The organism is Paenibacillus sp. JT31N11 (assembly GCF_056269285.1).
Window position 1 is genome coordinate 966,872 of sequence record NZ_JBWDNQ010000002.1, and the last position, 24,363, is coordinate 991,234.

Below are 24,363 nucleotides of genomic sequence, written 5' to 3' on the forward strand. Positions count from 1 at the left end.
ATGTATATAAATCCGGTCTATAATAGCGATTTACAACTATAATAACTGAAAAAATCATAACACATTGTTTATAGATCGGATCTTTATGAAGGTATCATAGTATCTTTATTTCTAGATGTCAATACGTTTTATTATTAGGAGAAGCTTATACGATTGTGTTAGTATAAACCTAATATGAAGGTATACAGGGGATTGTTACGATGAAAAAAACGACATTCGCAATGACAGTTGATGTGCTTGAGCAGAAAATTAGAAGTGGGGAATGGCCGCCTGGATCACGCATTCCAACCTTGCAAGAAATCTCCAAAGATCTGGCAGTTAGCGTATCTACTATAAGAGAAGCGCTGCGGACTCTGGAAAGCCAAGGAAACGTCAGTATCGAGCATGGACGGGGAATGTATGTACGCAACGATCCATTATTGTTGGAAGATCCTACAGCAGATCTTAAGGAATTGGGGGATATTTCTCTTGTCAAATTGCTGGAAGCCAGATTGCTCATTGAGCCCAAACTGGCTGCCCTAAGCGCAGAGCATGCCACGCGCTCCCAAGTCAAGCAGCTGCGTACGCTGGCTGACTCTATGATTAACCAGATGGAAGAAGGGGGTCCATTTCTGGATACCGATCTTTCCTTCCATCATCTCATTGCAGAGTCAGCACAACACCCTGTCCTATTTCGCATGATGGAGTCAATCTATCCACTTCTCTCCGAAGGTCGGAAGCAAACTAACACCTTGCCTCATATGCGTACCAAGGCATCCAATTATCACATCTTAATTGCGATTGCCATTGAGGAACGACACAGTGAGCAGGCAAGGCAGCTTATGCATAGTCATATCTACGACATGCTTGAGGCATTAAAGAAATAACAATGGGGGTAAACGATATCCCGAAATGGTCAATTGCAGATTGGCAAATAAAAAGGGAGGGTAACAAAGTCATGAAAGACTTTGTTGCCCTCCCTGAGATGTATCCCCTCGATCCATATACACCTCTCGCCTATTCAGTTCACTACAATTTGCAGCGTACCCGCAATGCGTATACCGCCTGACTCTACGGTCGTGCCAATGACAGCGGTGCCTTTGTTATGCGCCTTCAAGACATCCTGCCCGTTGACGCTAGCGACCTGATTGTGACTGCTTTTATACTTCGCATCATAACCGGACAAATCTACATTGGTGCCATCCGGGTAAAACCCCTTGACCTCCAGCTTGACTGATTCGTTTCTGAATAATTGCGTCTTGTCGGCTATGATCTTTACCTCCGAGAGCCACCGCTTCTGTCTGGCCAGTGGAATGGTAAATGCGTTGCCTGCGGCCAAGTCGTAGAGGAAACCCTGCGACATATCCGTCGAATCGGCGTAAGAACGGACGAACGTTGTGTCGCCTATATCGAGGACGTACAGTCCTTCACTCAGCGCCTTAATCCCGCGGATCATATAAGCCGCGCTGCGCACTCCATCGTTCTGAACGTAAATCATGGTCCCGGGCAAGCTGTCTGGATTCAATCCCTGCAAATCGAGCTGCACCGTCATCCGGTTCTGCCGGGAAAGGTCTTTCGTGAAATCAACGACAGTGCCTTGAAGCCTGCTTATGCCTGCATTGGCAAAAGATGTCCCCTGCATTCCTACCTTGCCTATATAAGCACCGTCATTGACATAGGAATAAAGAGGCTGACCGTCTTTTTCCGAATAAATCCCAAACGTGCCCTGGAATCGAATTGATCCGTCAATCGTATAAACGGCGTCCCGGTTCAAGGAACTGACGATATAATCGATCCGGCCATCCATCAATTCGACTTTGACGGCACGAACATCCTTCAAGCCCTCAATCACGGAGTCCTCTTCCGATACTACCGCCGCCGGGGAAATGCTGCGGATGAAGCGCTGCTCCTTATAAGGCTCGATGACCGATGTGAACGTGCTTTGCAGATTTGTTCCGCTGCGATGGGCGATCAGGTATTTAATGCTCTGCGGATTTCCCGGCTTGTTTTGAGGCGGAACTCCGTCGGCAAGCGCGACATCATCCACATCCCCAACCATGGTCAGCCTCACATGCAGATCCTCCGGCTGAGGCAGCACCTTCCATGTGTCCATCACATCATAATCGACGCTGAATGAATCTGCCGGATTGTCGTCGCGCTCCACATTTTTAAGCCAGTGGAAGCCCGCACCCGAATATCCGGCGCCGGAGACGCTGTCGTCCGGAGGACGCTGGCCAAACGCAATATCCGGACCTGCATACGTCCCCGCTGCCTGCGGCGTCAAGTTCAGCCCGACTGCCGTAACCGGACCTTCCGCAGCATGAAAGCTGAAGTGATGCTCGCTGCCGCCCTTGACCCGGAAGAAGTCGACGAGGTAAGAATTGGTTTCATCCACGCGGACCATCGCTGTCGTACGCTTATATAATTGTGTCTGAGGATAAGGCTCAGGTGCTTCGACATCCATCAGCTTCACCATGGAGCTGTTATCGTACAGCTTGGGCGTACCGTCCCATTGCGGTTGTTGTTTCTGCTTGTCGACAAGCACTGTATTATGGCTGATCGTGTTTTGAACCCATTCGAACCGGTTCACATCGGTTGCGTTCGCCTGCTCGGGATAGCCCAGATCCGGTGCAAGATCCAGCCCGAAGCCATATAACCCCAGGTTCAGCGTATCCCTGTGCCCGTGTCCGCCGCTTCGTCCGTAGTAGAGCCATGCGGCGCGGTCCGTATCCGGACTCGCTCCATCGCGCAAGCCCGTAAACCCATATCCGGTCAAATTGCTGCTCCCGAGCTTAAGCGGGCCTTGTGTCTCTATTACCGACTCAATGCTGCTTGCCACCTTATCAGGTTCGGGAGTGTAAACATCCGAGTGAATCCCCTCTGTGCTGCCGCCATTAAGCATGTAAGCCAGTTGGGCGTAAACAGGGTCGTTGAACTTCTCGAAGGCTCGTATGGATTGGGACTTGTCGACCAGGATGCCGGGTTGACCCGTCGTTCCGCTGTCGCCGATGGAAGGCGTATATTTGTCAAGCATCAGGAGCGGATACATCGCCTGGAACATCTTTTGGAACTTGACGTTCTCGTACAAGTCGGCCGCCGGATATTTGTCGTAACCCTCGAGGGCATTAGCCGCTTCAAGATAGGTGCTCAGCCATAAGCGGTTATAACCCGGGCCCGCTTCATTGCCATGCCCGTCCCGGTCAACATCGTTCACCAGGCTGTACAGCACGTTCCCGCCCGTCACACGGCGGGGGATTTCGTTAATAAAGCCGCCTGCCTGGAAAGTATAATCCAGCCACAACTTGGTTTCGGGCAGCGTATCGTGAACGACGGCCGCCATGGCGACAGCGCTTTGATGGAAACCGTTATTGCCCCGGAGCTGATCCCAATAAACGCCTGGCTGCACCTGGCGCAAAATATTATCCTCGATGCTGCGGCGGAGCCCGGTACCGTTTTCTTTAAAAGGCAGATCGAATTGCTCTCCCTTGGATCTCAGGAATTGGACAACTTCTGGGTCGTCGTATACAGGGAAAAAGACGTCATAAGCGGTGATAAACGATTTGACAAGTCCGCTTTCCCAGATCGAGCCAACTGCTTTGCCGTCGCCCGTTCCGCCATGCGAATTCACATAGATGGCATTGCTGAATTGAGCGACATCCAATGAGGGGTAGACATCGGCGATCCGATTGAGCAGAATGGCTCCCGCACGCGCATATTTCATGTCCCCTGTATAGATGTAAGCATCCCGAAGCGCATTCAAACCGCCCTGAATATTTGCCGGACCTCCATACCAGGCGAACCAGTGGGCGTAATAGGCGATAAACGTATACCGTTTATTCGTTGCCGGATCGACCCAACCGTAACCGTCGTCAACTCCCCAATCCGAACCTTTCTCGGGATAAAGCGTGTTTACGAGCAGACTGCGATCGGCCATAGAAGGATCGAAATTGTTATGTTCATCCAAGCCGCTGCGATAATAGGCGCCGAAGTCATTGGTGGGAAATTTATACCCGCTAGCCGGGTCCGTGATTTTCCACGGCTCGGTAAGAGGGTCCGCCTTCCAGGGATAATTCCCGTAGGACTTCAGATCACCCGACACCGGGCTGAAATTCCCCGTCAGCTGATTCGTGTTATAGCTGCGCGGGACAGCCTGCGTCGGCACAAGGCTCCACAATTCCTCATAACCCAATGCCGCATAAGTGTCCGCCTTCATCTTCACGGTGTTCAGGAGCGATGCCGCCCAGTCGAACTGCCGGACATTATTTCTCGCGGCGTCGAGTTTAATCTGGTTGTAAAGGGTGCTGCGCGTCTTGCTGCTTGTGACAGCGTCCAGATCGGTCAAGACAAGCCGTGAGGGATACATGAATGTCCCTTCGCCGTTTCCCATCCCGCTGCCCTTTGATTTCACCGTGATCTGGAAGGTATGCTTGCCCTCTGCTAACTGCAGCTGGTCAATATACAGATCCGCTCTGGGATATTGACCCGTTACACTGTAGAAACTGTACTGGCCCTGACGGACCCCGTCTATGCTCAGATCAGCCGTGCCGCCGTCCGAAGCGGTCATTCCGCCCAGCTTCACGCTGTAACGACCGGCTTGCGCCACCATGAACTCGAACGTCCGCGACGGCTCGGCCAGGGTCGAATGAATCTGCACTCCGCTGGCGGCAGACGTTACCCGGGGCGCAGCATTCGGATCGCCGACAAGCGCAACGGCAGTGCCGGAAGCAGGCTCTGTTCCGAAGTGGTACACGGTTGTGTCCGGCATAATGAATTCCTCTGTCTCATCCGACGCATTGGAGATGCGCGGTTCTGCTAATGGAAATAACGAAAGCATAATCAAACAGCACAGCACCGTTGATAGCCGCCTGCGAATCTGTACAATCATTCATATCCCTCCTCGGTTTTGGAAACGATTTACGCATCAAGGTTCCTCCTATAATTGTGATATTCCCCTTTGCAGCAGTAAAGCAGCACCCCCCTTGACCAATTGCTCCACGGAATGCGCGAAAGGCGATGGCAATCCGAAGTAATAGCCGGATTCCTCGGACTCGTATCCGCCTTCTCTGAGCTGACTCTCTGTAGGCAAATAGCCGATCATGCCGTTGCTGTACGGCAGCGGCAGAACTCCGCCGGCAAGTGATTTAGCGAATAATCCGTATTCGACGACGGTTTCGGCATTAATGGCGAGCAGAGACAATCCCTGGGCGAGATTCAGGCAACTGAGCTCTAATGTTATAGAAGGCAGAAGCCGTTCCGGATAAGACAGAAGCAGCCTGCTCCATTCTCCGGATATGCCTCCACGGGCTGCCTCGTTTTGCAAATCTTCGATACCGGGCACGCGCTGAAACGGCAGCGCAATTGCCAGGCGCTCCGAACGAATGGATGAGCATGGCAGCACTTCCATCGGGGATTGAAGAACATGTATCACCTCATCAGCCAGCGTGCGGCCCAGCTCCAATATGTCTGTCGTGTCTCCCCGGTAAAATTGGGCGTCACGAATGAGTGCCGGACGAATATCGCCGCAGCAGCCCTGCAGGAAAGAGGCGGCGGCCCCTTCTCCGATTGCGCGTTCCACTATCTCCATAGCAACACCGGGAAACTCGGAGGTGACGCTGTTGTCTCCCGTAGTGGTAGGATGGCATGCGTAATGGAACCATACCCCTGCCACCTTCCCTGAAGATGCACGAAACCGGATCACAACGACTTCCGGATCGGAAGGTCCTTCCGGGTTTGGCGCCATCATCATCTTCACTCCGTTCCGCCGCCGGCGATGGATACCGATGCGGCACTCCCCGCTCCCGCGCTCGATGGTCACGGGCTCCAACCGTCCGAAGGCTTCTGCAATGCCGTCCATGAGCTTCATTTCCAGCAAGCGTATATACCGGACATCGGGAAGACCGAGCGATGGTGTGAAAAGGCAGCTCGTTTGCGGACCGAAGTGGGTATGGCTTGCATGCAGAATGACGGACGATTCCGGCAAGCCCCAACGCTCCCGTATGGCCAGAGCGAGCTTGGTTACCCGTTCGGAGCCCCACCAGATCAAATCGGCTTGAACGACCAGTGCCCGCTCCGGTTCAAGACCGGCGGCACCCCCGTTTTCGAACAGCCAAACCTTGGCGAACAAGGGGCGGTCAATGGATTCGAATACGGAATGCCGGTGCGCGAACCCGGCCAGCGGCAGCGGTCTTTCCGGTGTAATATCAACCGTTACGACGCCCAGCCTAAGCATGTTCCCTCCCGGCCAGTATGGAATTCGTCACCTTCTTAACCGCCTTTGCAATATCGTACATATCCTGTTCCTCCGCCAGCAGAACGTTCTGGTGCAGCCAGAGTACTTCCTTCTCGCTCGCTCTTTCGCTTACCGGACAAGGCTTGATGCGGTGCTCGCCGGTCCACTTCTCAATCTCGCGGATAACCGCCTCATTGCGGTTCAAGGAAATATAGCCGTAACCGACCGGTATCCCCTCAGAGTTGATATGCCTGATTATCAGGCTCTTATCCATCGTAATCGCAGGTTCCAGCTTGAACATGTATAAATGATTGGCGTGGCGGGTGATCCGCGGATCCCTTCGAATCGTGCGAATGCCCTCTATCTCGTCAAGCAATTCCGTCAACAGCTTTCCGTTGCGCTCCCGCTTTGCCATCTGTTCGTCGAGTCTCGTCATTTGTCCAAGCAGCACGGCAGCTTGAAACTCGGTCATTCTCAGGTTCCAGCCGATATGCTCATGCTGGTACCAGGCGCCCTCGCGAATCCGGCCGACATTGGTCAGCGACCATGCCTGATCGGCAAGTGCCTTGTTATTCGTCAGGATAATACCGCCCTCTCCGGCATTAATGTTTTTACTTGACTGAAAGCTGAACGTCCCCATATCTCCGATGGTCCCGACACTGTTCCCCTCCCACTGCGCACCGACGGCTTGCGCCGAATCCTCGATCAGACGTATCCCATGACGGTCCGCAATTTCCCGCAGCCGCGTCATGTCCGAGGGTGCCCCCGCGAGATGAACGGTCAGGATCGCTTTTGTTTTCGGCGTAATCGCCTCTTCTACCCTTTCCGGATCAAGCAGCAGCGAATCCGGCTCTACATCGGCAAATACAGGGATAGCGCCAAACATCAAGGCGGAGGTTGCCGTTGCAATAAACGTGTATGGCGGCATAATCACTTCGTCGCCAGGCTGAACCCCGGCAGCCTGCAGGGCAATCGTAATGCCGATCGTACCGTTCACGACAGTAACTGCATGCGATGCCCCATGATAAGCGGCGAACTGTTCCTCAAATTCAGGCAGCTTGATGCGCCCGACACCGCCCCATTTTCCCGAGTGCAGAACTTCCAGGAGATGGCGCTCCTCCTGTTCTCCGTAGATGGGCCATTCCGGGAACGGCGTTGTTCGAACAGGGCTTCCACCTTTGAATGCTAATGTCTCCATTTCCAAGTCCCCTTTCCTTACCATTTAAATATACGTATCATACCTGTATTCTATGTGCATGCGCAAAACAGACCGTTCTTCGTGACCGATATTTGTAGGATTTATGACCGGTTTATTAACAACAATCTTACATCTGTATTTCACTTGTATTCTTTTTTTCGTTGCATTACAATATTGAAGTAATAAGCAGTTTAGACAGGGATAGGAGTCATTACATTGAGAAGAGAGAATGAATTCCGATATTTAACATTAGCCAATATTCTTCGTGAGCAAATCCATTCCGGCTTTATCAAGCCAGGAGAATTTCTTTTATCCGAGAATGAGCTTTGCAAGCATTACGGCATGAGCAGAACCTCTGTGCGCAAATCGCTGGATCAGCTTCTGCTGGAGAAGCTGATTGTCAAGAAGGTCGGACAAGGCACCATCGTCTCCCCTGACCTCGTTGTGGAGGCATCGCCCAATAAAGTTCTGCGCATTTTCACCACCTCGCCCTCCAACTTCTATGATCTATGCATGCCCCTGCTCATTGAGGCGTTTCAGAAGAGAAATCCGAATGTGGAAGTCAAGTGCATGAGCTTCTCTGGCGGTGATTTCTGGGACTCTATCAATACAAGCATGGATCTGGGCTTAAAGCCTGATCTTATACTCGTATCAGACCGCCAGTTCGGCGAAGCGGAAAATTTGGAACAATTTACGGATCTACAGGACAAGCTTGGCGGCAGCCGGGAAGCCATTTACCCGAGATTATGGCAATCTTTCAGCGATTCGGGCAGGTTAAAGGCGCTGCCCGTTACTTTTTCCACCGTGTATCTTGCCTATAATCCGGATTTATTTCAGCGGTATGGCGTAACCGAACCTTCCCCATCCTGGACCCGTGATGATTTCCTGGAAGCCGCCGGGCAGCTGACTATGGACTTGAACGGCGATGGCATTAACGACGTATACGGTTTGTCCTTATCGTCATCCCTCAGCCGCTGGCCCGTCATTGCACTGCAGAATGGCGTGAATTTTAAGGCGATTGACAGCACGGACCCGATCCTGAATACTCTGAAATTCCTTCATCACCTGTTATACAAGCATCGCTCTGCGGCACTCTCACCCAGAAATGCGCTCAACTCCGAATCGTTCACGCGGGAGAAGGCGGCGATGGTCCTGACAACCTCGATAGAGCTTGCCGGCTGGAAGCATCAGACGATGCCTTTCACTCCTAAGATTGCCCCGCTGCCATTCGGGAAGCAAAAGAAGACCATGCTTATCGCCAATGTTCTCATGCTGCCCAAGAACAGCGAAGAACCGGAGTTGGCTCTGCAGTTTCTGCAAACAGCGGTAAGTCCGGAAGTGCAGGAGCAGTTGAGTGCGACAACGGGCTTTATTTCAGTCCGCAATCAGATTAATGAAGCGATATGGAGCCAACCTGGACTGGAGTCGCTCCATATCTATGACGACACGATCGAGAACAGCCTTTTTCTGTATGAAATCTTTGAAGATGCGCATCTCGTCGATGAGCTGGAAGCCGAAATGACCCTGTTCTGGGCCGGTATGGAGTCCGCTTCGGAATTGGCTGAGAGGATGAAGCTTATTTTAACGAAGCCATAATTCCATACGGATCCGACAGCTCCGGAGAAATTCTGCCGCTCCTGATGACAGTCTTTTTCTTATCCCTTAATCGAACCCAGCAGCATCCCTTTAACGAAATACCGCTGCAGGAACGGATAAATCACCAATACTGGAATGATAGCGACCACGACCGTTGCCATCTTGATTGTCTCCGGGGGCAGCGTTTGCAGCAGCATGGGATTGGATATCGCAAGCTCCTGACTCACGTTGGGCGTCTGGATCATATTCCGCAGGACAACCTGTATCGGATACAGCGCCTTGTCGTTCAGATACATAATCCCCTGGAAATATGCGTTCCAATGGCCAACTCCGTAGAATAACCCGATCGTCGCCATAATAGGGGCTGACAGAGGCAGTACGATACGAAATAAGGTTCCGACATCGCCGCAGCCGTCCACCTTGGCCGCTTCTTCCACTTCGGCGGGCAAATTCTCAAAATAGGTTTTCATGATCAGCATATTAAAGGTAGAGACCAGACCGGGGATGATGAGCGCCCAGACCGTATTCATCAGGCCTGTTGCCCTTACGACCAGGTACAGCGGAATGAGGCCGCCGGAGAACAGCATCGTAAACACAATGACTATGAGGACGACATTCCGGCCGGGAATAAATTTCTTGGATAACGGATACGCCAGCAGGGTCGTTACGGCAAGATTGAGGAAGGTCCCGACTAACGTGATGAATATCGTAATTTTAAGTGCCTGCGGAACGGTCCGGCTTGAGAAAATCGCCTGAAAGGCCTCCAGCGTAAGCGAGGACGGCAGGATGATAAAGCCGCCGTTTCGCAGCACTTCCGAGTAAGGGGTAATCGATACGATAAACACATAGTACAGCGGAAAAAGGGTAAGGAAGCCGAAGATGCCAAGCAGCGCGTAGATCCCGGCATCTACGATCCGATCCGATTTCGATTTATACAGAGAATGGGACATACGTTCGACCTCCTACCAGATTCCCGATCCACCAAGTTTTTTGGCCATCCTGTTGGCTCCGATAATAAGGATGAAGCCGATCACGGATTTGAACAAATTCGTTGCGATGGCAATGCTGAACTCAAGCTCCTCGAGCCCACGGCGGAATACCCATGTATCGATAATGTCTCCAACCTCGTATACGCGCGCATTCAGAAAAATATAAATTTGTTCAAAGCCGGCATCCATGATATGGCCGATCCTCAGAATCAGCAGCAGCACGAATACGTCCCGGATTCCCGGAAGCGTGACATGCCACATCTGCCGCCATCTTCCTGCGCCGTCCACAACCGCGGCTTCATAAAGCTCCTGATTAATCGTGGCCAGCGCGGCAAGATAGATGATCGCTCCGAAGCCCGTATTTTTCCAGATGTCGGTAAGCAGAATGATTGGCCGGAAATATTCGTTGCTTGCCAGGTAATTGACCGCGTTCCCGCCCAGCTCGCGGGTATAGTAATTCACAATCCCGGAATCCTGGGCCAGGAAAGCAACAGCCAATCCGTATACGATTACCCAGGACAGAAAATAAGGGCCGTAAGTAACGGTTTGGATGAGCCGCTTAAACCAGAGGATGCGTACCTCATTCAGCATGAGGGCCAGCAAGACGTCAGGCAGCATATTGAACAGGATCCTGTAGCAGCTGATCAGCAGTGTATTGCGAAGCAGTTCGTAGAAATCAGGTGTATGGAATATGATTCTGAAATTGTCCAGGCCCACCCACTCGCTGCCCAGGATCCCTTTACCCAGGCTGTAATCCTTGAACGCAATAATCATGCCTGCCATCGGGACGTAGTGATAAACCGCATAATAGAGCAAGCCTGGAACCATCATCAGATAAAACCAGCGGTATCGGTATAAGGCTCTTGCAATCCGATGGCGAATAGGTTCACTGCCCGCCGGGGAACGCCCGAGAGCCGCGTTTTGCTTCATCCGTGTATTCCCCCTCTGCGCTTGCGTGATTTACTTGATGACTCCGGCCTTTTTGATCTGTTCGGTGTAGGTATCGATCATTTGTTGACCGCCGTACTTTGTCATCAGCTCTTCCTCGTATTTCGGCCAGTTGGACGCATCCGGCTCATCGAACAGCACTTGTACCTGGTATTCCCTCATTTTTTTGCGGAAATCGGCAAGGTTGAAGCCAACTGGCGGAGCAACATTCGTTCCGATTGAAGGATACAGCTTATACGACTGAATCGTTTTGCCGATTTCACGGTCGCGGTCCGACAGTCTCTCATCGACGACTTCAAGTCCAAGCGGCTCATATTCCGGGTTATGCGAGTAGAAGAAACGGTATACCTCCTGGAAATTACCCTGTTCAATGACATCCTTGCTGTACGCATCCAGGTCAGACTGCGTCACGGTAATCGTATTGCCGGCACGCGTATAATGTTTGCCCTCAATCCCGTAATTGATCAGCAGGAAGCCTTCCTCACTTGCCATCCAGTCCAGAATTTGCACCATCCGGTCGATCTTCGCAGGGTCTTTCTCTGCTGTTTCGCGGGAGAACATAAACGGCTGGTCAGGCAGGTTCTCCGTCCATGTGCCGGTTTGGGCAAAAGGATGGAACGGCATCCAATTAGCCTTGGGGTTTAAGGCTAACGTTTTGTTCTGGATACTCGTCGGCTCGCTGTCATAAGCGAATGATTTGCTGCCTCCGACAATAATACCTGCTTTGCCGCCGACAGCCTTATCCACATTCTCGGTACCCTTGAGCAGGAACCAGTCCGGATCCACCGTGCCTTCCTTCATCATGTCCTTCACACCCTGCAGCACCTGCTCAACAGCCAGATCGCTTTGAACGTCAACATATTTGTTGTCCCGAACCATAAGCGCTCCGATCAATCCGTTCTCGATCCATTGGGGGAAATCAAAGGAGAGAGATGTGCCGTTCCCGACAGTCGTCAAACCATACGTATCGTTCTTGCCGTTCTGATCCGGATCATCGAATGTAAATGCGTGCATCACCTTCATCATTTCTTCATAGTTGGCCGGTATTTGCAGCTTCAGGTTATCCAGCCAATCCTGACGGATATAATAGGATCGGTATACCTCACGGGGGAAAATAAGCGGGGCCCGTTCGAATTTCCCTTCGACTGCATAGCGTTCAAGCTCCGTCTCGCTGATCCATTTGAAATAGTTCGGCATTTTCTCAGGGGTCACAAACGGCGACATATCCGCGGTGACACCGTCCAGGATAAATTTCTGGGAAGCTACTCCCGTCGCCGTAAACAGGTCCGGGGTATCCCCCGAAGCGAGCAGAAGGCTGATCTTGCTGTCAAAGTCTGCGCCTGAAGGCAAGTACTGGATATTGAGATCGACATTGAATTTTTCTTCGATTGCTTGTCCGATAAAATCCGCATCCCCTTCAGGAAGCACAGCATCTCCCGATGAAGTGACAAACCAATTCAGATGGAGGCGTTCATTATCGGAATCCTCCCCGGCAGCGGTTTCTTCACTCGCGGGATCGCCGCCGCTCTTGTTGTCGGAAGAACAAGCACCAAGTATCAGGATAAATGTCAGCATCATGGCAAGCAATACATTCAGCTTCAACACTTTCATGAATCGCGACCTCCTTAACGTCAATATAACTAACACATAAAATACGATATATGTATCGTACCTGTATTATATTCTGATAAAAAAACAAACGTCAACTATAATTTTGAGCGTGTAATCGCTGTCAATTCTTTTGGTAATGATCGGATACCTTATGGACTGCTTTTATGATGTCATTGATATCCGAATCCGTGTAATATTCATTCACATTGATTCGAACGGCCGTCCTCAATATCTCCTCCGCATTCGGACATAATCCCCGATCATAGGTAATGCCGGTTATATCGAAAGGAAAAGGGCTGCCAGGATACGCACTCCGCTGTTGAAACATCGGCTGCATATAGACGACATCGGGAATATAGCCGGCGCTGCACGGAATCCCTTCCGCAGCAAGCGCCTCACTGAACTCGTTCCGGCTGCAGCCCAGCTCTTCTTCGTTCACCCGAAGCATATAAAACCAGAATGTGCTTGTATTGCCCTCTACAACGCAATGAGGGGAGATACCGCGGATCCTATCGATTCCGGCGCTGATTCGGCTGCCGTAATCGGTTCGCTGCCCGCAGATCCAGCTGAGCTTCTTCAGCTGGGCGATGCCGACCGCCCCTTGAAGTTCCGTCATCCGGTAATTGGGTGCAAGAGTCTGGAGATCCCGCATGACGCTGCTCCCAAAACGCCGATAGTTCTTGTCTGCGAATGCATGAACCGTGTGATAATCCTCCTCTTCTCCCGAATTGACCGTAACCATGCCTCCGTCACCGGTTGAGATATGCTTGAAATCATTGGTGCTGAAGCAGCCGTAGTCGCCGATTGTACCCGCAAGCCTTCCCTTGTACCGGCTCAGGTAGCTTTGGGCGCAGTCTTCGATCACCTTAAGCTGATGCCGTGCGGCGATGTCCATGATCGCATCCATATCGCAAGGATTTCCGGCTAGGTGGACAACGACAATCGCCTTTGTCCTGCCTGTAATCCGGGCCTCCACGGACGCAGGGTCCATATTGTAGGTATGCGGCTCGAGATCGGCAAATACGGGAATCGCATTCTGATACAGAATTCCAACCAGTGTTCCCTGGTCCGTGATCGGACTTGTAATAACTTCATCCCCTAAGGTAACGCCGGCCGCCCCCAAAGCGATGTGAATGGCTCCCGTCCCCGACGAGGCGGCAACGCTGTAGTCCACTCCATAGATATGGTTGAAGTCGCGGAGAAACTGCTTCACTTTGCCGCCGAAGTGATAGAATAGCGTATTCTGCTGCAGGGCTTCGATTAATTCCTTCGCTTCCTCGATACCAAATCGCTGTCCGCTGCCGAACGGCCCGCTCTTCACTTTCGGACCGCCGTGAATAGCCAATTGGTCTTCCATTTTGAAAACCTCCTATAAGGACAAATTTCTTGATGAACGGTTGAGCACCGTCTTCCTGCATGGCACACCGAAACGTTCTACCACATTAGGTCCTGCTTCCGTAATTGGCATCGGCAGATAGACGATAATCCCGTTGATCCCCTCTGTACCGCTTGCCATGATCTCTCCCTGCTCCCCAATTCCGTCGATCCTTATCCCCCGGCGTGAACGCTCCCAATTGTTGATTTGCTCCGACGTCCAGAACTGGAACCCCCTCTTGACGGCTTCGGCGACCACCTTCCGCAGCGCATCCGTCACTGCAGGCTGCTGATGGATATGGACCTGGTGGAAGAGAAAATGCGCTGCTCCCTCCACCTTCGCGGTTTGCTCCAGGAAAGGGATCACGACGCTGGAATCCGCCAAGTTGACATGATCCAGATCCTGAGTCAGGAAACTGATTTCCAGCACGTCATACAAACGGTTATGCCGATCGAACCAGGCGATGGGAAAATAGGGATGGCAGGTTCCGAACAGGAAACCGATGTTGCCTTTTTTACTCGGACCCCTCGTTTGATCCGCCTGTATGCCATTCTTTTCGCACCATTCAAACAGCTCTCCCCAGCCTTCGTACCTGGTATAGTGATTTTTGTTCGAGGTGACAGCATGCAGGCCTGTTGCCTGCTTCAACCATTCGAACTGCCGGTCGAATTCGTCCTCGCTCCACTTCCCATTCTGGATATCGAGCGCATTATAATGAAAGGCGAGTTCATGTCCATCGCGTTTGACACGCTCATAGACATCAGAATGATACCCTGGCTCAATCATGCACCAGGTCGAATGTATCCCGCATTCCTTCAGGACATCCAGTGTAGTGTCAGCAGTCTCGTCGATATTAAGGTCGCTGTCATGTGATATGGCCGCTACACATTGAACGCCGTCCGGCCAGTAGCCGATTACAGGAATCGTCAATCCTTTACCGGTCACAATTTGCAGCAGATGCGCAATCAGATGCTCCCTCCAGATGTCTGCGTAAGGATAAGCAAAATAAGGGGCGCCCGTCTCCGTATAGAGACGGTCCAGCTCCCAATCCATTCCGCAGCGGTCATCCGCCTTCAAGATCCCTTCATCTACGCTGCCCGTTCCGTCTTTGGCCGGAATGCCGTCGTGAAGCACCGGGCTTGTTCCCTGCTGGAACATCACGACCGTCTTCGGAATGTTGACGGACCAGCGGTCTATCCTGCCCCTTCCGATGGTGAATTGCAGCAGTGCAGCGCCTGCCTCCGCTCCGTCCGGTGTATCGATACGCAGCGTTCCGGATGCCTGGGCGCAATAGGCGACGGAAGTTTCGCCAATCTCCCACGGCTTGGCGCTTAAATACCGCAGAGGCACATCACCGAACGCTCCTTGCCGGTCCGGATCCGTATAGCCAACCGCCAATTCCCGCTGCTCGAAGCAGCCGAGCCTGACGGCAAGCCGGTTCAAGCCCCCGTATGAAATAACAGTACCGCCTTGTTCCGAATATGCCCAAATCGCTTCTTCCGTCTCCGGATCTTCCTCTGCTAAGGCGATGATTAATACATCCGGATCGTACTGCTGAATATCCCCTAACCGATTTATCCATTGAAAAGGCAATCCTGCATGTGCCAACAGCTCACCGATATACGATTCGAATACGTTAATGCCGTAACGGTGGCGGCGCCGGGCAGCCTGTTGATCCGACAGCACGCCTATTCTAGCCATTCTCATGCGCTTGCTCCGCATCCCTTCATGTTTAAATTGTTGTCTTCAAGCGGAAAGCCTGATGGTTCTGCCGCTGCTCCGGCTGATGTTGGCCGCTTCGATAAAGCGGATGATTTCAAGCGTTTCCTCCAGAACGATCGGCGATTTTCCGGAACGGAACATCGCCATGATTTGTTCCAGCAAGCTGGCATAATAAGGTTTTTTCTGCGCATACACATCAATGAAGCTCGAGCTATCCATTCGATGGATAACGGCTCCGAATTGCGAATTGCCCTTTCGGTTGCCGCGTATGGTTCCTATACGTCCATCCTTCCAAACGCCAACGATAAGGTCATGATGTTCATTCGTCACCGCGCTTACTTGAACGCAGCCCGATCCCATGGCCGCAAACAGCATCTCCGCCGTATGGATGCCATACCAGAACAGGCCCGGCTGAGTCGGCTCCAACGCCATTGGACCATAGCAGTCCATGCCCATGATGGACTCCTTCCCGGAGTTCTCCAAATCAGCCGTCAACCCTTCCGCATACCGGAGCGCGGAGCAGCTCATAAGCGGAACCTGATATTGTTTCGCTGCTGCAGCGATGGTTTCCGCATCCGCCAAGGAAATCGCAAAAGGCTTATCGATAAATACCGGTTTACCGTAAGGCGCGACCTTCATGAACTGTTCCCGATGAACCCTGCCATCGACGGTCTCAAGCAGAATGGCGTCACTTACGGCGGCCACCTCTTCGATGGTGTCCTTCATTTCAACGCCGTATGTTCCGGACAGGTTTTCTGTAAATCCTTCAACTCTGGAACGGCTTAATTCAAAGTCAGGTGAACCTCCGGGAAAAGCAGTGACAATCCTGCCTCCAGGAACATGGTAAGGATGATCGATTTTGTGAAGCATCTCGGTAAAGGCTGTTACATGCGAAGTATCCAATCCGATCATGCCGATCTTCAATGTTGAATCGCTCAAGCTTCCTCCTCCTGACCCTTTTTATAGATACTTGTTATATACCTGTATTATAAATTTACATTACTGGCATTTCATCTTCCTGTCAATTCTTTTTTCGGCAATTCCATCCTGAGAAAACACCAGAATCAGCTCCCAAGAATAATGGCCGCATTAACAATTGGCGATGACAAATACCTCTCTTTTATGTAGTGGACTTCAACTCGCGTTATGTAAAAAAAGCGTAACCGTCTAACTTCAACCTTTCGGTTGACGGTTAGATGATTACGCCTTTTTACGAATTCGGGTTTCTATCAACCCCAATTGCTAATCTATGATCTCTGCTTATTTAACAGATGATCCAGAATGGATTGTGTAACCTCATTGGTCGTCGCATTGCCGCCAAGATCACGGGTCTTCACACCCGCCTCCAGCGTATCTTCAATGGCAGCCAGGACAAGCTCCCCAATTTCCTTATATCCAAGAAAATCCAGCATCATTTTGGCGGTCCAAATTTGTCCTATCGGATTGGCCAGCCCTTTGCCTGCAATGTCCGGTGCTGATCCGTGGACAGGCTCGAACATCGAAGGGTATTCCCGCTCCAGATTCAAATTCGCGGCAGGAGCAATTCCAATACTGCCCATAATGGCTCCGCCCAGGTCCGTTAGTATATCCCCGAATAAATTGGATGCAACGATAACATCAAAAATTTGAGGCTTCATCACGAAAAAGGCAGCTAAGGCATCGATATGAATCGCTGAAGTCGGAATGTCAGGATATGCTGTACAAACTCCCTTGAACACATCGTCCCAAAACGGCATGCTGTAGGTGATTCCGTTCGATTTGGTAGCGCTCGTCACATGGCCCTTACGGTCCTTGGCCAACTCGAATGCATGGTTCATTACACGCTCCGTAGCCTTGCGTGTAAAAACAGCGTTTTGAATCGCCATTTCATCCGGACCGCGATGAATCCGCCCTCCGATTTCCGAATATTCACCCTCGGAATTCTCCCGGACTACGACCAGATCGAAGTCCTTGGGTTCCCTGAGCGGGGAACGCAGCCCGCGCAGCAGCTTGGCCGGACGAACGTTAACGGCCTGCTTCATCTCCCGGCGGATCTGGATGAGCAAGCCCCAGAGCGAAATATGGTCCTGTACCAGATCGGGCATGCCGACGGCTCCGAGAAAAATCTGATCGAAGCTGCGTAAGGTCGATATGCCGTCTGACGGCATCATCCGACCATGCTCCAAATAGTATTCGCAGCTCCAAGGAAATTCCGTCCATTTAAAAGCCAGCCCGCCATCAATCTGCGCAGCTGCCTCCAGCACTCTCAAAGCAGCGGGTACAACCTCCTTGCCGATTCCATCCCCCGGAATGACGGCAATCTCATAACTGTTCATCCTCGATACCTCCACGCAATCTGATCGTTCCGTTTGAGTGCGAAACGTTCTCCTCAAAGCTTCTGGCCATTACACAGCTTATCGATGTATTCATCACGATAGGTTCCGGGCGTCATCCCCACCAGCCTCCGGAAAGATCGAATAAAGTTCTGCGAATTGTTGTATCGCAGCTTTCCCGCGATTTCGGATATTTTCATATCCGTATCCTCCAGCATTTCCTTTGCTCTATTTAACCGGTATTGCATCAAATAGTCGCTGAAGCTGATCCCCATCTCCTGCCTGAGCACCTTGCCGATATAGCTGGGATGATAATTAAGCAGGTTGGAGCACGATTCAAGGCTGATGTCGGTATCATAATGATCATGAATCATCTGCACTACCTCTTGGGAGATGGTTTGATATTTCGTTTTCCGCTGCTGTTCATACACGCATACCATAGGCTCGATAATCTGGGATTTAAACCAGTTCCGCACATCCTCAACCGATGCAAGCGCATACAACTGCTCCATGAGCGGCGGATCGCCTCCGAGCAGCTCGAAATGGGAGATGCCGCTGTCCTGCAGAAGCCTGATCAGATTGACAAAAAACCTTGTAACCGCAATTTGATAGTCGTTATAATTTTGATATTGCCCGGAAATTTCCTCGAAGAAGGGATCCAGCAGCTGTCGGGTTTTTTCGCGGTCCGCCATCTTGACGGCATCAAATATTTGCCGTTCCAGCTCCTTTGGATATTCCGTAGTCACATTCTGGACAGGCTGTACGTCATCAATGTGAAGAATGGTCCGCTGTCCAAACAGCACCCTGTACTTCTGTGCATCCATCGCTTCCTTATAAGCTCTGTTGGCATCCTTGAGTCCGCCGTAAGACCTGCTGATTCCGATACTGATCCGCAGCGACAAATAATTCTCGACCTCGTCCTGAACCTTTTTGGCAATCGCATACATATAGGTTCGGAATTCCTCTGTCGATTTCGGATCATCAAAGATGAGCGTTACCTGAGAGGACTGCACGACAATGGGTACCAGCCGGTTATGCTGCGGTATAAGATCGCCTACCATATTGCTTATAGCAAAAAGCAGCAGCTCGCTGTCCCTTTCACTGTACCGCGTGCCTTTCAAGGTATCGATTTGGATCGTGAGCACAGCCATCCGTTTCCATTTGTTCAAGCCGATATTCAGATGCCCCAGCTTCTCATTGATTTCTGAAGCTTTCATATCCCCCCTTACCAGCTTGAGCACATAATACTCCTCCAGCTGCCGGATGTGGTTCTTGATTTGATCGGCCATCTGCACTTGAACATTGCGCATGCGCGTGAAGCCCTCATTGATCGTATGAAATTCATCAATCCGTTTACGTCCCTTGTCCTGGTTGGCAATTAGGGATTGGTACAGCCGTTGAATCGGAGCGTACATACGCTGTGAGCCGGTAAGAGAAAAAATAACCGCTATAAACAGCATTATAATACAGGTGGCCAGTATGATCCATCCCGTTCTTCTTGACTCAAAGCGGATCTGCTCAATGGGAATGACGGATATGTACACCCATCCATTGAAAGAGGAGCGCTGGAACGCAACGCCAACCTGTTTATCGCCATATTGGGCTTCGTATAAACCGGATGGCTCTTCCGATTTGCGCAGCCTGGCTATCAGCGTGTCAAGGCCCTCCCCTTCCATCTGCATGGTTTCGTTCTGGGTGGCCAGGACATGGTAGGACTCATCGAGAATAATAACTTCTCCCAGCGTATTGTTGTTGGACAAGTAGCTGCGCAGCTGCTTGCTGGGGATTTCGACAATAAACATGCCATCGGGATTCTCGGAAAAAGCGGGAATTTTTTTAACCAGATTAATGGTGAGGCTTGGTTCAGCTGCGCTGCTGGCGTTATGGAGCAAACGCTCCTGACCGGCAATCCAGAACTTGTCATTGTTAATATTCAGATAGCCCGATATTTTTGAAGACTCCGAATCCGACAGCTTATTGAGTCCGCCGCTGTTTAATATCCAGTTCTTCTTTAAGTTGATCAAGTGAATATCCTGTACGCCGACATCAAAGGTCTGGACCTGCGACATGGAGGTTAATATGTTTCGAACCAGAATAAATTGGGATGGAATAATGCCATTATCCAGCACTTCCATAACCAAGGTGCTGTCCGAGAGCCGCGCAATCTGAAGATCGAGCGTAACCAGCACCTGCTCCACGCGCAGTCGTGTCTGCTCCAGAATAAGAATGTTCCCTTCATTAACCTTTTCCTGAATCGTTCCAGAGGTCCTCGTGTAGAAAAACAGGCCAAGCAAAATGATTGGGAGCGTACTGACTCCAATTGTGAACACAATCATCTTAGTCAGATATCTGTTGAATTTAAACATGAGCAGCCACCACCTATTTATACAGCAGTAAAACCAACCTGTAAGCAATATGGATGATTGTTCTGTGCAGTTGTAATGACAGGATCGTTCTCTTGATTAACGATACTTCCTTCCCACCGCTGCATGGCCTTAACGGTTACTTGCAAGAGCCGGTTCATTTGCTTAGGGCTGGTTATCGCTGCTGCGGGATAATAGGTTAAACCGACTGGCCGTCTCTGCCCTTCTTGCCTACATCCAATTGGTCCCTCAATGTATCCTGGTCAATGATTCCCGTGAAATAGGCGCTGGCACTCCGCAAATAGCCAAAGCCCATTTTCACTGCCTGGGCATAATGGCTTGTCGGCTCTTCCGCGAAAGCCCCTTCAATTTCTTCCCGGGAAGGCTTCGCCGCTCCTTGACGAAGTGCCTGGGACAGCCGGATGATCGCATCCTCTTCGTTATAGAAGTTAGTGTCCTTCACAAACCGCTGCACTTTGCCTTGGACAGGCGTCACCACCGCTTCCGCGTAGCGGTCCAGTTGGATCGTCTGCTCCTGGTGCCTGGCATGCAGCTTTTCGAAAAAGACCTCCACATTCTCCGTATCGGGCGTAAACGTCTGCAGCCCGATAAGCGTACGCTGCCAAATAAAGCGGAACGTATCTGCCGCACCATTCACGTTGACCGCCTGTGCCGCCTGCAGGCTTCCCATGCCGGTCTCGAAGTTTGCCGTTCTGTACGGAAACGGCGTGCGGCTGTTGTTTTCGTATAATTTGTGGAAAATAAAGGCGTCATGATAAATGCTGCAGTCCGTCGGGAACTCCCTCGATTCCGGTTCCGCCTCACGAAATACAACCTTCATCTGACGGTCAGCCGCGCGGTGGCACAGCCAGCCAAGAACAAAGGCCAGCTTATACTCTAATTGCTCCTCATCCTTGCGTTCCTCCCAGTTCGTCCGGTATTTCTCCAGCAGCGGAATGGTAAATTTATCTCCGGAGCGCGTTACGCTGCCGAATTGCGAGAACTGGATGTGGCTGCGGCCCGATTCTTTAAAGGCCTCACAGATCGTGTCCGATGCAAACATCAGATTAAAGCAGTCTTCCACTACCGCTGTGTGGGTGACATTCTCAGACATGTCTCATCCTCCGTCTATTCTTATTGTATAGCGGGCCTTCCATCTTGGACAGCAACAATCGTAACAAGGAACAATCCTGAGAAAATCATTTTCAAAATAAATACGCTCTGCGCAGTAAAGCATTAACCGTAGAATCGTCCATGCCCAAGCCAGGACCTGTCGGCGCTTTGATGGTGCCGTCCCTGACCTCCATGTCCGGGAATAAGAAACCGGTCTGTTTAATGCCCGATTTATCCTCCTGGAACTTCCCGATATTCGGTATATACGAAGCATAATGAAGCACATATACATAACCGAAGCCGCCGGAGATATGCGGTGTGACCGGAATCCCTTTTAGAGCGGCCATTCTGGCTATCCGGGTGTTTCTTATGAAACCTCCATTATACTGCAGGTCCGGCTGAACAACCTGAGCGGCATCGTTGTCGATGATCCATCTAAAGCGCCTCATGCTGGTTTCCTGTTCACCGAATGCCATAGGGATATCCAGAGTATCTGCAACCTCCTTCGTATCTTCCAGATGCTCGAAGGGACACGGCTCTTCATAGAAAAACGCATCGATTTCCTCCAGCATTTTTCCGTATTTGATGGCTGCAGCAGGGTCGTAGGAGCCGTTGCCGTCCGCGAGGATGGCGATACGGTCGCCAAAAACCTTCCGGGTCATATAGATGAGGCTTTCCGAGCGTCCTTTGATCGAATCCGCATTTTTGCTCATCCGACCGCCCACCTTGAATTTCACGGCCTTGGCACCTGTTTCCTCCATTCTCCCCTGGAGCACCTCAATTTCCTCTTCCGGCGTAGTTCCCCGGTTCCCGCTGGCAACGTAAATCGGAATCTCATTCCGTACGACCTCTCCCAGAAGAGCGCCAATGGGCTTGCCGCTTATCCTGCCGAGCATATCCAGCAGACTGGCTTCCACCCATGAGATGCAGCACCACAAAGCAAGACCCGAAAGCTTATAGTTGCTTTGGTACACATAGACTCCTTCCAGCAGCTGCTCCAAATCCCGGGCATCCTTACCGATAAAATACGGCAGAATCAGCTGCTTGAGAAGAGGATGCAAATATAACGCACGCTCGCTGGCCACAGCCACCCCCTCGGAGCCGTCCTTTGACCGGGACCTCAGGAAATATAACCCGTTGTTGAAAAGCAGCTCCATCGATTCGATAATGACCGGTGAGCGCAGATCATCCACCTTCAAGACCGCAGAATTTGCCTCCTCCTCCAGTTCTTCCGTGCTTACATGACTTCTGGCTTTGGTCAGGGAACCGTCCAGGTGCAAATACGACAAATCGCTATATAGCTTATTCAGGCTCTACCCCTCCTTAAATTTCGCGGCCGTGCAGATGAGCTATTGCTTGTTCGGGTCGGCCTGATATTCCTTGTTCAGTTCCTCCAGCACTTTATCGCCGCCGGATTGCGTCCAGCTGTCAAGCGCCTGCTGCCAGCCCTTGCCGTCTATTTCACCCATGATATATTTAATCCGCGCGTCATTAATAATTTTATCAAGCTGTGTGCGTTTTTGATCATACGTGGACGAGCTGTAAGCCGCTGCCGGATTGACTACGAATATATCCGGAATGGCTGCCGCTTCTTTTTTGGCCGCTTTAAATTTTGCCGTGTACTTATCCAATGTGCCCTCCATAGCAAGCGATCCGTCGGCAACCTGCATAGCCTGCTGCATCTGTATCACCTCTGCCGCATACTTGGTGGCCTGCTCCGGCGTACGGGTCGCTTTCCCGTCTGCTACGGAATAGTGGACGCCTTCAATGCCCCATTCGAAAATATTTTGACCCTCTTCGGTGGAAAGCTTATCGAAGTATTGCAGAATCCGCCGCAAATCCGCTTCCGTCTTGACGGTTTGCTTCGGGATGACAAAGGCTCCCGACACGCCTGCATCCATCAGCAGCTTCTTCCCGTTTACGCCTTCAAGGATGCTTGAGGTGTCCATCTCGGCACTGGGATTAAGCTTGAACAGCTCGGTATGGCGGGCAACAAAGTCGTTGTCGCCCAATCGAAAGCCGAAGAGCCCTTTATTGCCGTTATCGATATTTTGCACCCGCTCCGTGATCGCGAAATCCTGATTGATCAGCTTTTCCTCATACAACCGTTTATACCAGTCCATGGCGTCAATATAAGCCTGGCTTTCATGGGCAGGCACGATTTTGTTGTCTTTGACTTCCCATACGTTTCCGCCGCCCATAGCCGCCAATATGAACTTGAAGCCGCGAAGGCCTTTTTCTTCGGCAAGACCGATGGTATCCGCCTTTCCGTTGCCGTCCGGATCCTGGGTTGCAAACGCCTTGATCACTTCATACATTTCATCCAGCGTAGCCGGCGGCTTCAAGCCAAGCTTGTTCAGCCAATCCGTACGGTAAATCATGCCATCGCCGACCAGCGAGCGGGCGCGGTTGATCGTATAGGCTTTACCTCCGACCATGGTGCTTTTCAAAACCTCCGGGTTCAGTGCTTTCTCCAGATCAGGATAATCCTTGAGATAAGCCCCGATTTCCCAAAACTGATCGGATTTCATGGCGGATTTAATATGGGATGGGGTCGGGGAACCAACGAGCAGGACCATCGGCAGTTGACCTGAAGCTATAGTGGCATTTACCTTTTCGTCATAAGTGCCGTTGGGAACCCATTGAATTTGCAAATCGGTGTTGGTCAGCTTTTCTACGGCGGTAATGATCGGGTCGTTTTCTTTGGGCGGCTCGGATAATACAGACAAATTCATCATGGTAATAACAAACGGCTTCTCCTCATTCGCAGGCGTGTTCCCCTGCGGATTATCGGATGCCGAGGGACCTGGGCTGCTGCAGCCGGCTAACGCCGCAGTGATTAGAATACTTCCGGCAAGACTGAGCAAGTACTTCGATTTCCATTGAATGGACATGTAATGAACCCCCCATGGTTTTTTGGATTAAACC

General features: G+C 51.3%; 16 protein-coding genes. 2 read left to right on the top strand and 14 right to left on the bottom strand.

Annotation, left to right across the window (positions count from 1 at the left end):
- The first annotated feature begins 200 nt into the window (after positions 1–200).
- A complete protein-coding gene (locus AC0YNV_RS12305) occupies positions 201–866 on the top strand; it encodes a FadR/GntR family transcriptional regulator (RefSeq protein WP_475768351.1) in 666 nt (221 codons plus the stop codon).
- Between the two features lie 134 nt (positions 867–1,000).
- Here the strand turns inward: AC0YNV_RS12305 and AC0YNV_RS12310 are convergent, their stop codons facing one another.
- Genes AC0YNV_RS12310 through AC0YNV_RS12320 form a run of 3 tightly spaced genes read right to left on the bottom strand, consistent with a single transcriptional unit; the run spans position 1,001 to position 7,406 of the window.
- A complete protein-coding gene (locus AC0YNV_RS12310; RefSeq protein WP_475768352.1) occupies positions 1,001–4,864 on the bottom strand; it encodes a heparinase II/III domain-containing protein in 3,864 nt (1,287 codons plus the stop codon).
- 48 nt (positions 4,865–4,912) lie between these two features.
- Positions 4,913–6,208, bottom strand: a complete 1,296-nt coding sequence (locus AC0YNV_RS12315; RefSeq protein ID WP_475768353.1) for a hypothetical protein — start codon at positions 6,206–6,208, stop codon at positions 4,913–4,915.
- Complete coding sequence (locus tag AC0YNV_RS12320) at positions 6,201–7,406, bottom strand: DegT/DnrJ/EryC1/StrS family aminotransferase (protein WP_475768354.1); 1,206 nt, start codon at positions 7,404–7,406, stop codon at positions 6,201–6,203. Before AC0YNV_RS12320 ends, AC0YNV_RS12315 begins: the two co-directional genes overlap by 8 nt.
- A 216-nt stretch (positions 7,407–7,622) precedes the next feature.
- On the opposite strand from AC0YNV_RS12320, the gene AC0YNV_RS12325 reads away from it, so the two are divergent.
- Positions 7,623–9,002 carry an extracellular solute-binding protein gene (locus AC0YNV_RS12325; RefSeq protein WP_475768355.1) on the top strand — a complete coding sequence of 460 codons (1,380 nt, stop codon included), beginning with the start codon at positions 7,623–7,625 and terminating at the stop codon, positions 9,000–9,002.
- A gap of 59 nt (positions 9,003–9,061) precedes the next feature.
- Here the strand turns inward: AC0YNV_RS12325 and AC0YNV_RS12330 are convergent, their stop codons facing one another.
- The 11 genes from AC0YNV_RS12330 to AC0YNV_RS12380 form a co-directional block, all read right to left on the bottom strand.
- Entirely contained in the window at positions 9,062–9,952 is an 891-nt protein-coding gene (locus AC0YNV_RS12330; protein ID WP_210037903.1) for a carbohydrate ABC transporter permease, read from the bottom strand.
- A gap of 12 nt (positions 9,953–9,964) precedes the next feature.
- Positions 9,965–10,921 carry an ABC transporter permease gene (locus AC0YNV_RS12335; RefSeq protein ID WP_475768356.1) on the bottom strand — a complete coding sequence of 319 codons (957 nt, stop codon included), beginning with the start codon at positions 10,919–10,921 and terminating at the stop codon, positions 9,965–9,967.
- Positions 10,922–10,951: 30 nt separating this feature from the next.
- Entirely contained in the window at positions 10,952–12,550 is a 1,599-nt protein-coding gene (locus AC0YNV_RS12340; RefSeq protein WP_475768357.1) for a type 2 periplasmic-binding domain-containing protein, read from the bottom strand.
- Positions 12,551–12,671: 121 nt separating this feature from the next.
- Positions 12,672–13,907 carry a DegT/DnrJ/EryC1/StrS family aminotransferase gene (locus tag AC0YNV_RS12345; RefSeq protein ID WP_475768358.1) on the bottom strand — a complete coding sequence of 412 codons (1,236 nt, stop codon included), beginning with the start codon at positions 13,905–13,907 and terminating at the stop codon, positions 12,672–12,674.
- 12 nt (positions 13,908–13,919) lie between these two features.
- The gene (locus AC0YNV_RS12350) at positions 13,920–15,632 is read right to left on the bottom strand and encodes a polysaccharide deacetylase family protein (RefSeq protein ID WP_475768359.1); all 1,713 of its coding nucleotides are present in this window, start codon (positions 15,630–15,632) and stop codon (positions 13,920–13,922) included.
- Positions 15,633–15,671: 39 nt separating this feature from the next.
- Complete coding sequence (locus tag AC0YNV_RS12355) at positions 15,672–16,586, bottom strand: Gfo/Idh/MocA family oxidoreductase (protein WP_475768360.1); 915 nt, start codon at positions 16,584–16,586, stop codon at positions 15,672–15,674.
- 308 nt (positions 16,587–16,894) lie between these two features.
- On the bottom strand, positions 16,895–17,962 hold the full coding sequence (locus tag AC0YNV_RS12360) for a tartrate dehydrogenase (protein ID WP_475768361.1): 1,068 nt from the start codon (positions 17,960–17,962) through the stop codon (positions 16,895–16,897).
- A gap of 53 nt (positions 17,963–18,015) precedes the next feature.
- A complete protein-coding gene (locus AC0YNV_RS12365) occupies positions 18,016–20,325 on the bottom strand; it encodes a helix-turn-helix domain-containing protein (RefSeq protein ID WP_475768362.1) in 2,310 nt (769 codons plus the stop codon).
- A gap of 196 nt (positions 20,326–20,521) precedes the next feature.
- Positions 20,522–21,436: a hypothetical protein gene (locus AC0YNV_RS12370; protein WP_475768363.1), complete on the bottom strand. Its 915-nt coding sequence runs from the start codon at positions 21,434–21,436 to the stop codon at positions 20,522–20,524.
- 91 nt (positions 21,437–21,527) lie between these two features.
- Positions 21,528–22,628 (bottom strand): mandelate racemase/muconate lactonizing enzyme family protein, encoded by a 1,101-nt coding sequence (locus AC0YNV_RS12375; RefSeq protein WP_475768425.1) that lies wholly within the window; start codon positions 22,626–22,628, stop codon positions 21,528–21,530.
- A gap of 156 nt (positions 22,629–22,784) precedes the next feature.
- Positions 22,785–24,329 (bottom strand): extracellular solute-binding protein, encoded by a 1,545-nt coding sequence (locus tag AC0YNV_RS12380; RefSeq protein ID WP_475768364.1) that lies wholly within the window; start codon positions 24,327–24,329, stop codon positions 22,785–22,787.
- Positions 24,330–24,363 lie beyond the last annotated feature (34 nt).

Coding starts and splice junctions, on each gene's coding strand:
- AC0YNV_RS12310 (WP_475768352.1), bottom strand. CDS start 4,864: ATGATTGTACAGATTCGCAGGCGGCTATCAACGGTGCTGTGCTGTTTG.
- AC0YNV_RS12370 (WP_475768363.1), bottom strand. CDS start 21,436: ATGTCTGAGAATGTCACCCACACAGCGGTAGTGGAAGACTGCTTTAAT.
- AC0YNV_RS12305 (WP_475768351.1), top strand. CDS start 201: ATGAAAAAAACGACATTCGCAATGACAGTTGATGTGCTTGAGCAGAAA.
- AC0YNV_RS12330 (WP_210037903.1), bottom strand. CDS start 9,952: ATGTCCCATTCTCTGTATAAATCGAAATCGGATCGGATCGTAGATGCC.
- AC0YNV_RS12345 (WP_475768358.1), bottom strand. CDS start 13,907: ATGGAAGACCAATTGGCTATTCACGGCGGTCCGAAAGTGAAGAGCGGG.
- AC0YNV_RS12380 (WP_475768364.1), bottom strand. CDS start 24,329: ATGTCCATTCAATGGAAATCGAAGTACTTGCTCAGTCTTGCCGGAAGT.
- AC0YNV_RS12350 (WP_475768359.1), bottom strand. CDS start 15,632: ATGAGAATGGCTAGAATAGGCGTGCTGTCGGATCAACAGGCTGCCCGG.
- AC0YNV_RS12320 (WP_475768354.1), bottom strand. CDS start 7,406: ATGGAGACATTAGCATTCAAAGGTGGAAGCCCTGTTCGAACAACGCCG.
- AC0YNV_RS12340 (WP_475768357.1), bottom strand. CDS start 12,550: ATGAAAGTGTTGAAGCTGAATGTATTGCTTGCCATGATGCTGACATTT.
- AC0YNV_RS12315 (WP_475768353.1), bottom strand. CDS start 6,208: ATGCTTAGGCTGGGCGTCGTAACGGTTGATATTACACCGGAAAGACCG.
- AC0YNV_RS12365 (WP_475768362.1), bottom strand. CDS start 20,325: ATGTTTAAATTCAACAGATATCTGACTAAGATGATTGTGTTCACAATT.
- AC0YNV_RS12335 (WP_475768356.1), bottom strand. CDS start 10,921: ATGAAGCAAAACGCGGCTCTCGGGCGTTCCCCGGCGGGCAGTGAACCT.
- AC0YNV_RS12360 (WP_475768361.1), bottom strand. CDS start 17,962: ATGAACAGTTATGAGATTGCCGTCATTCCGGGGGATGGAATCGGCAAG.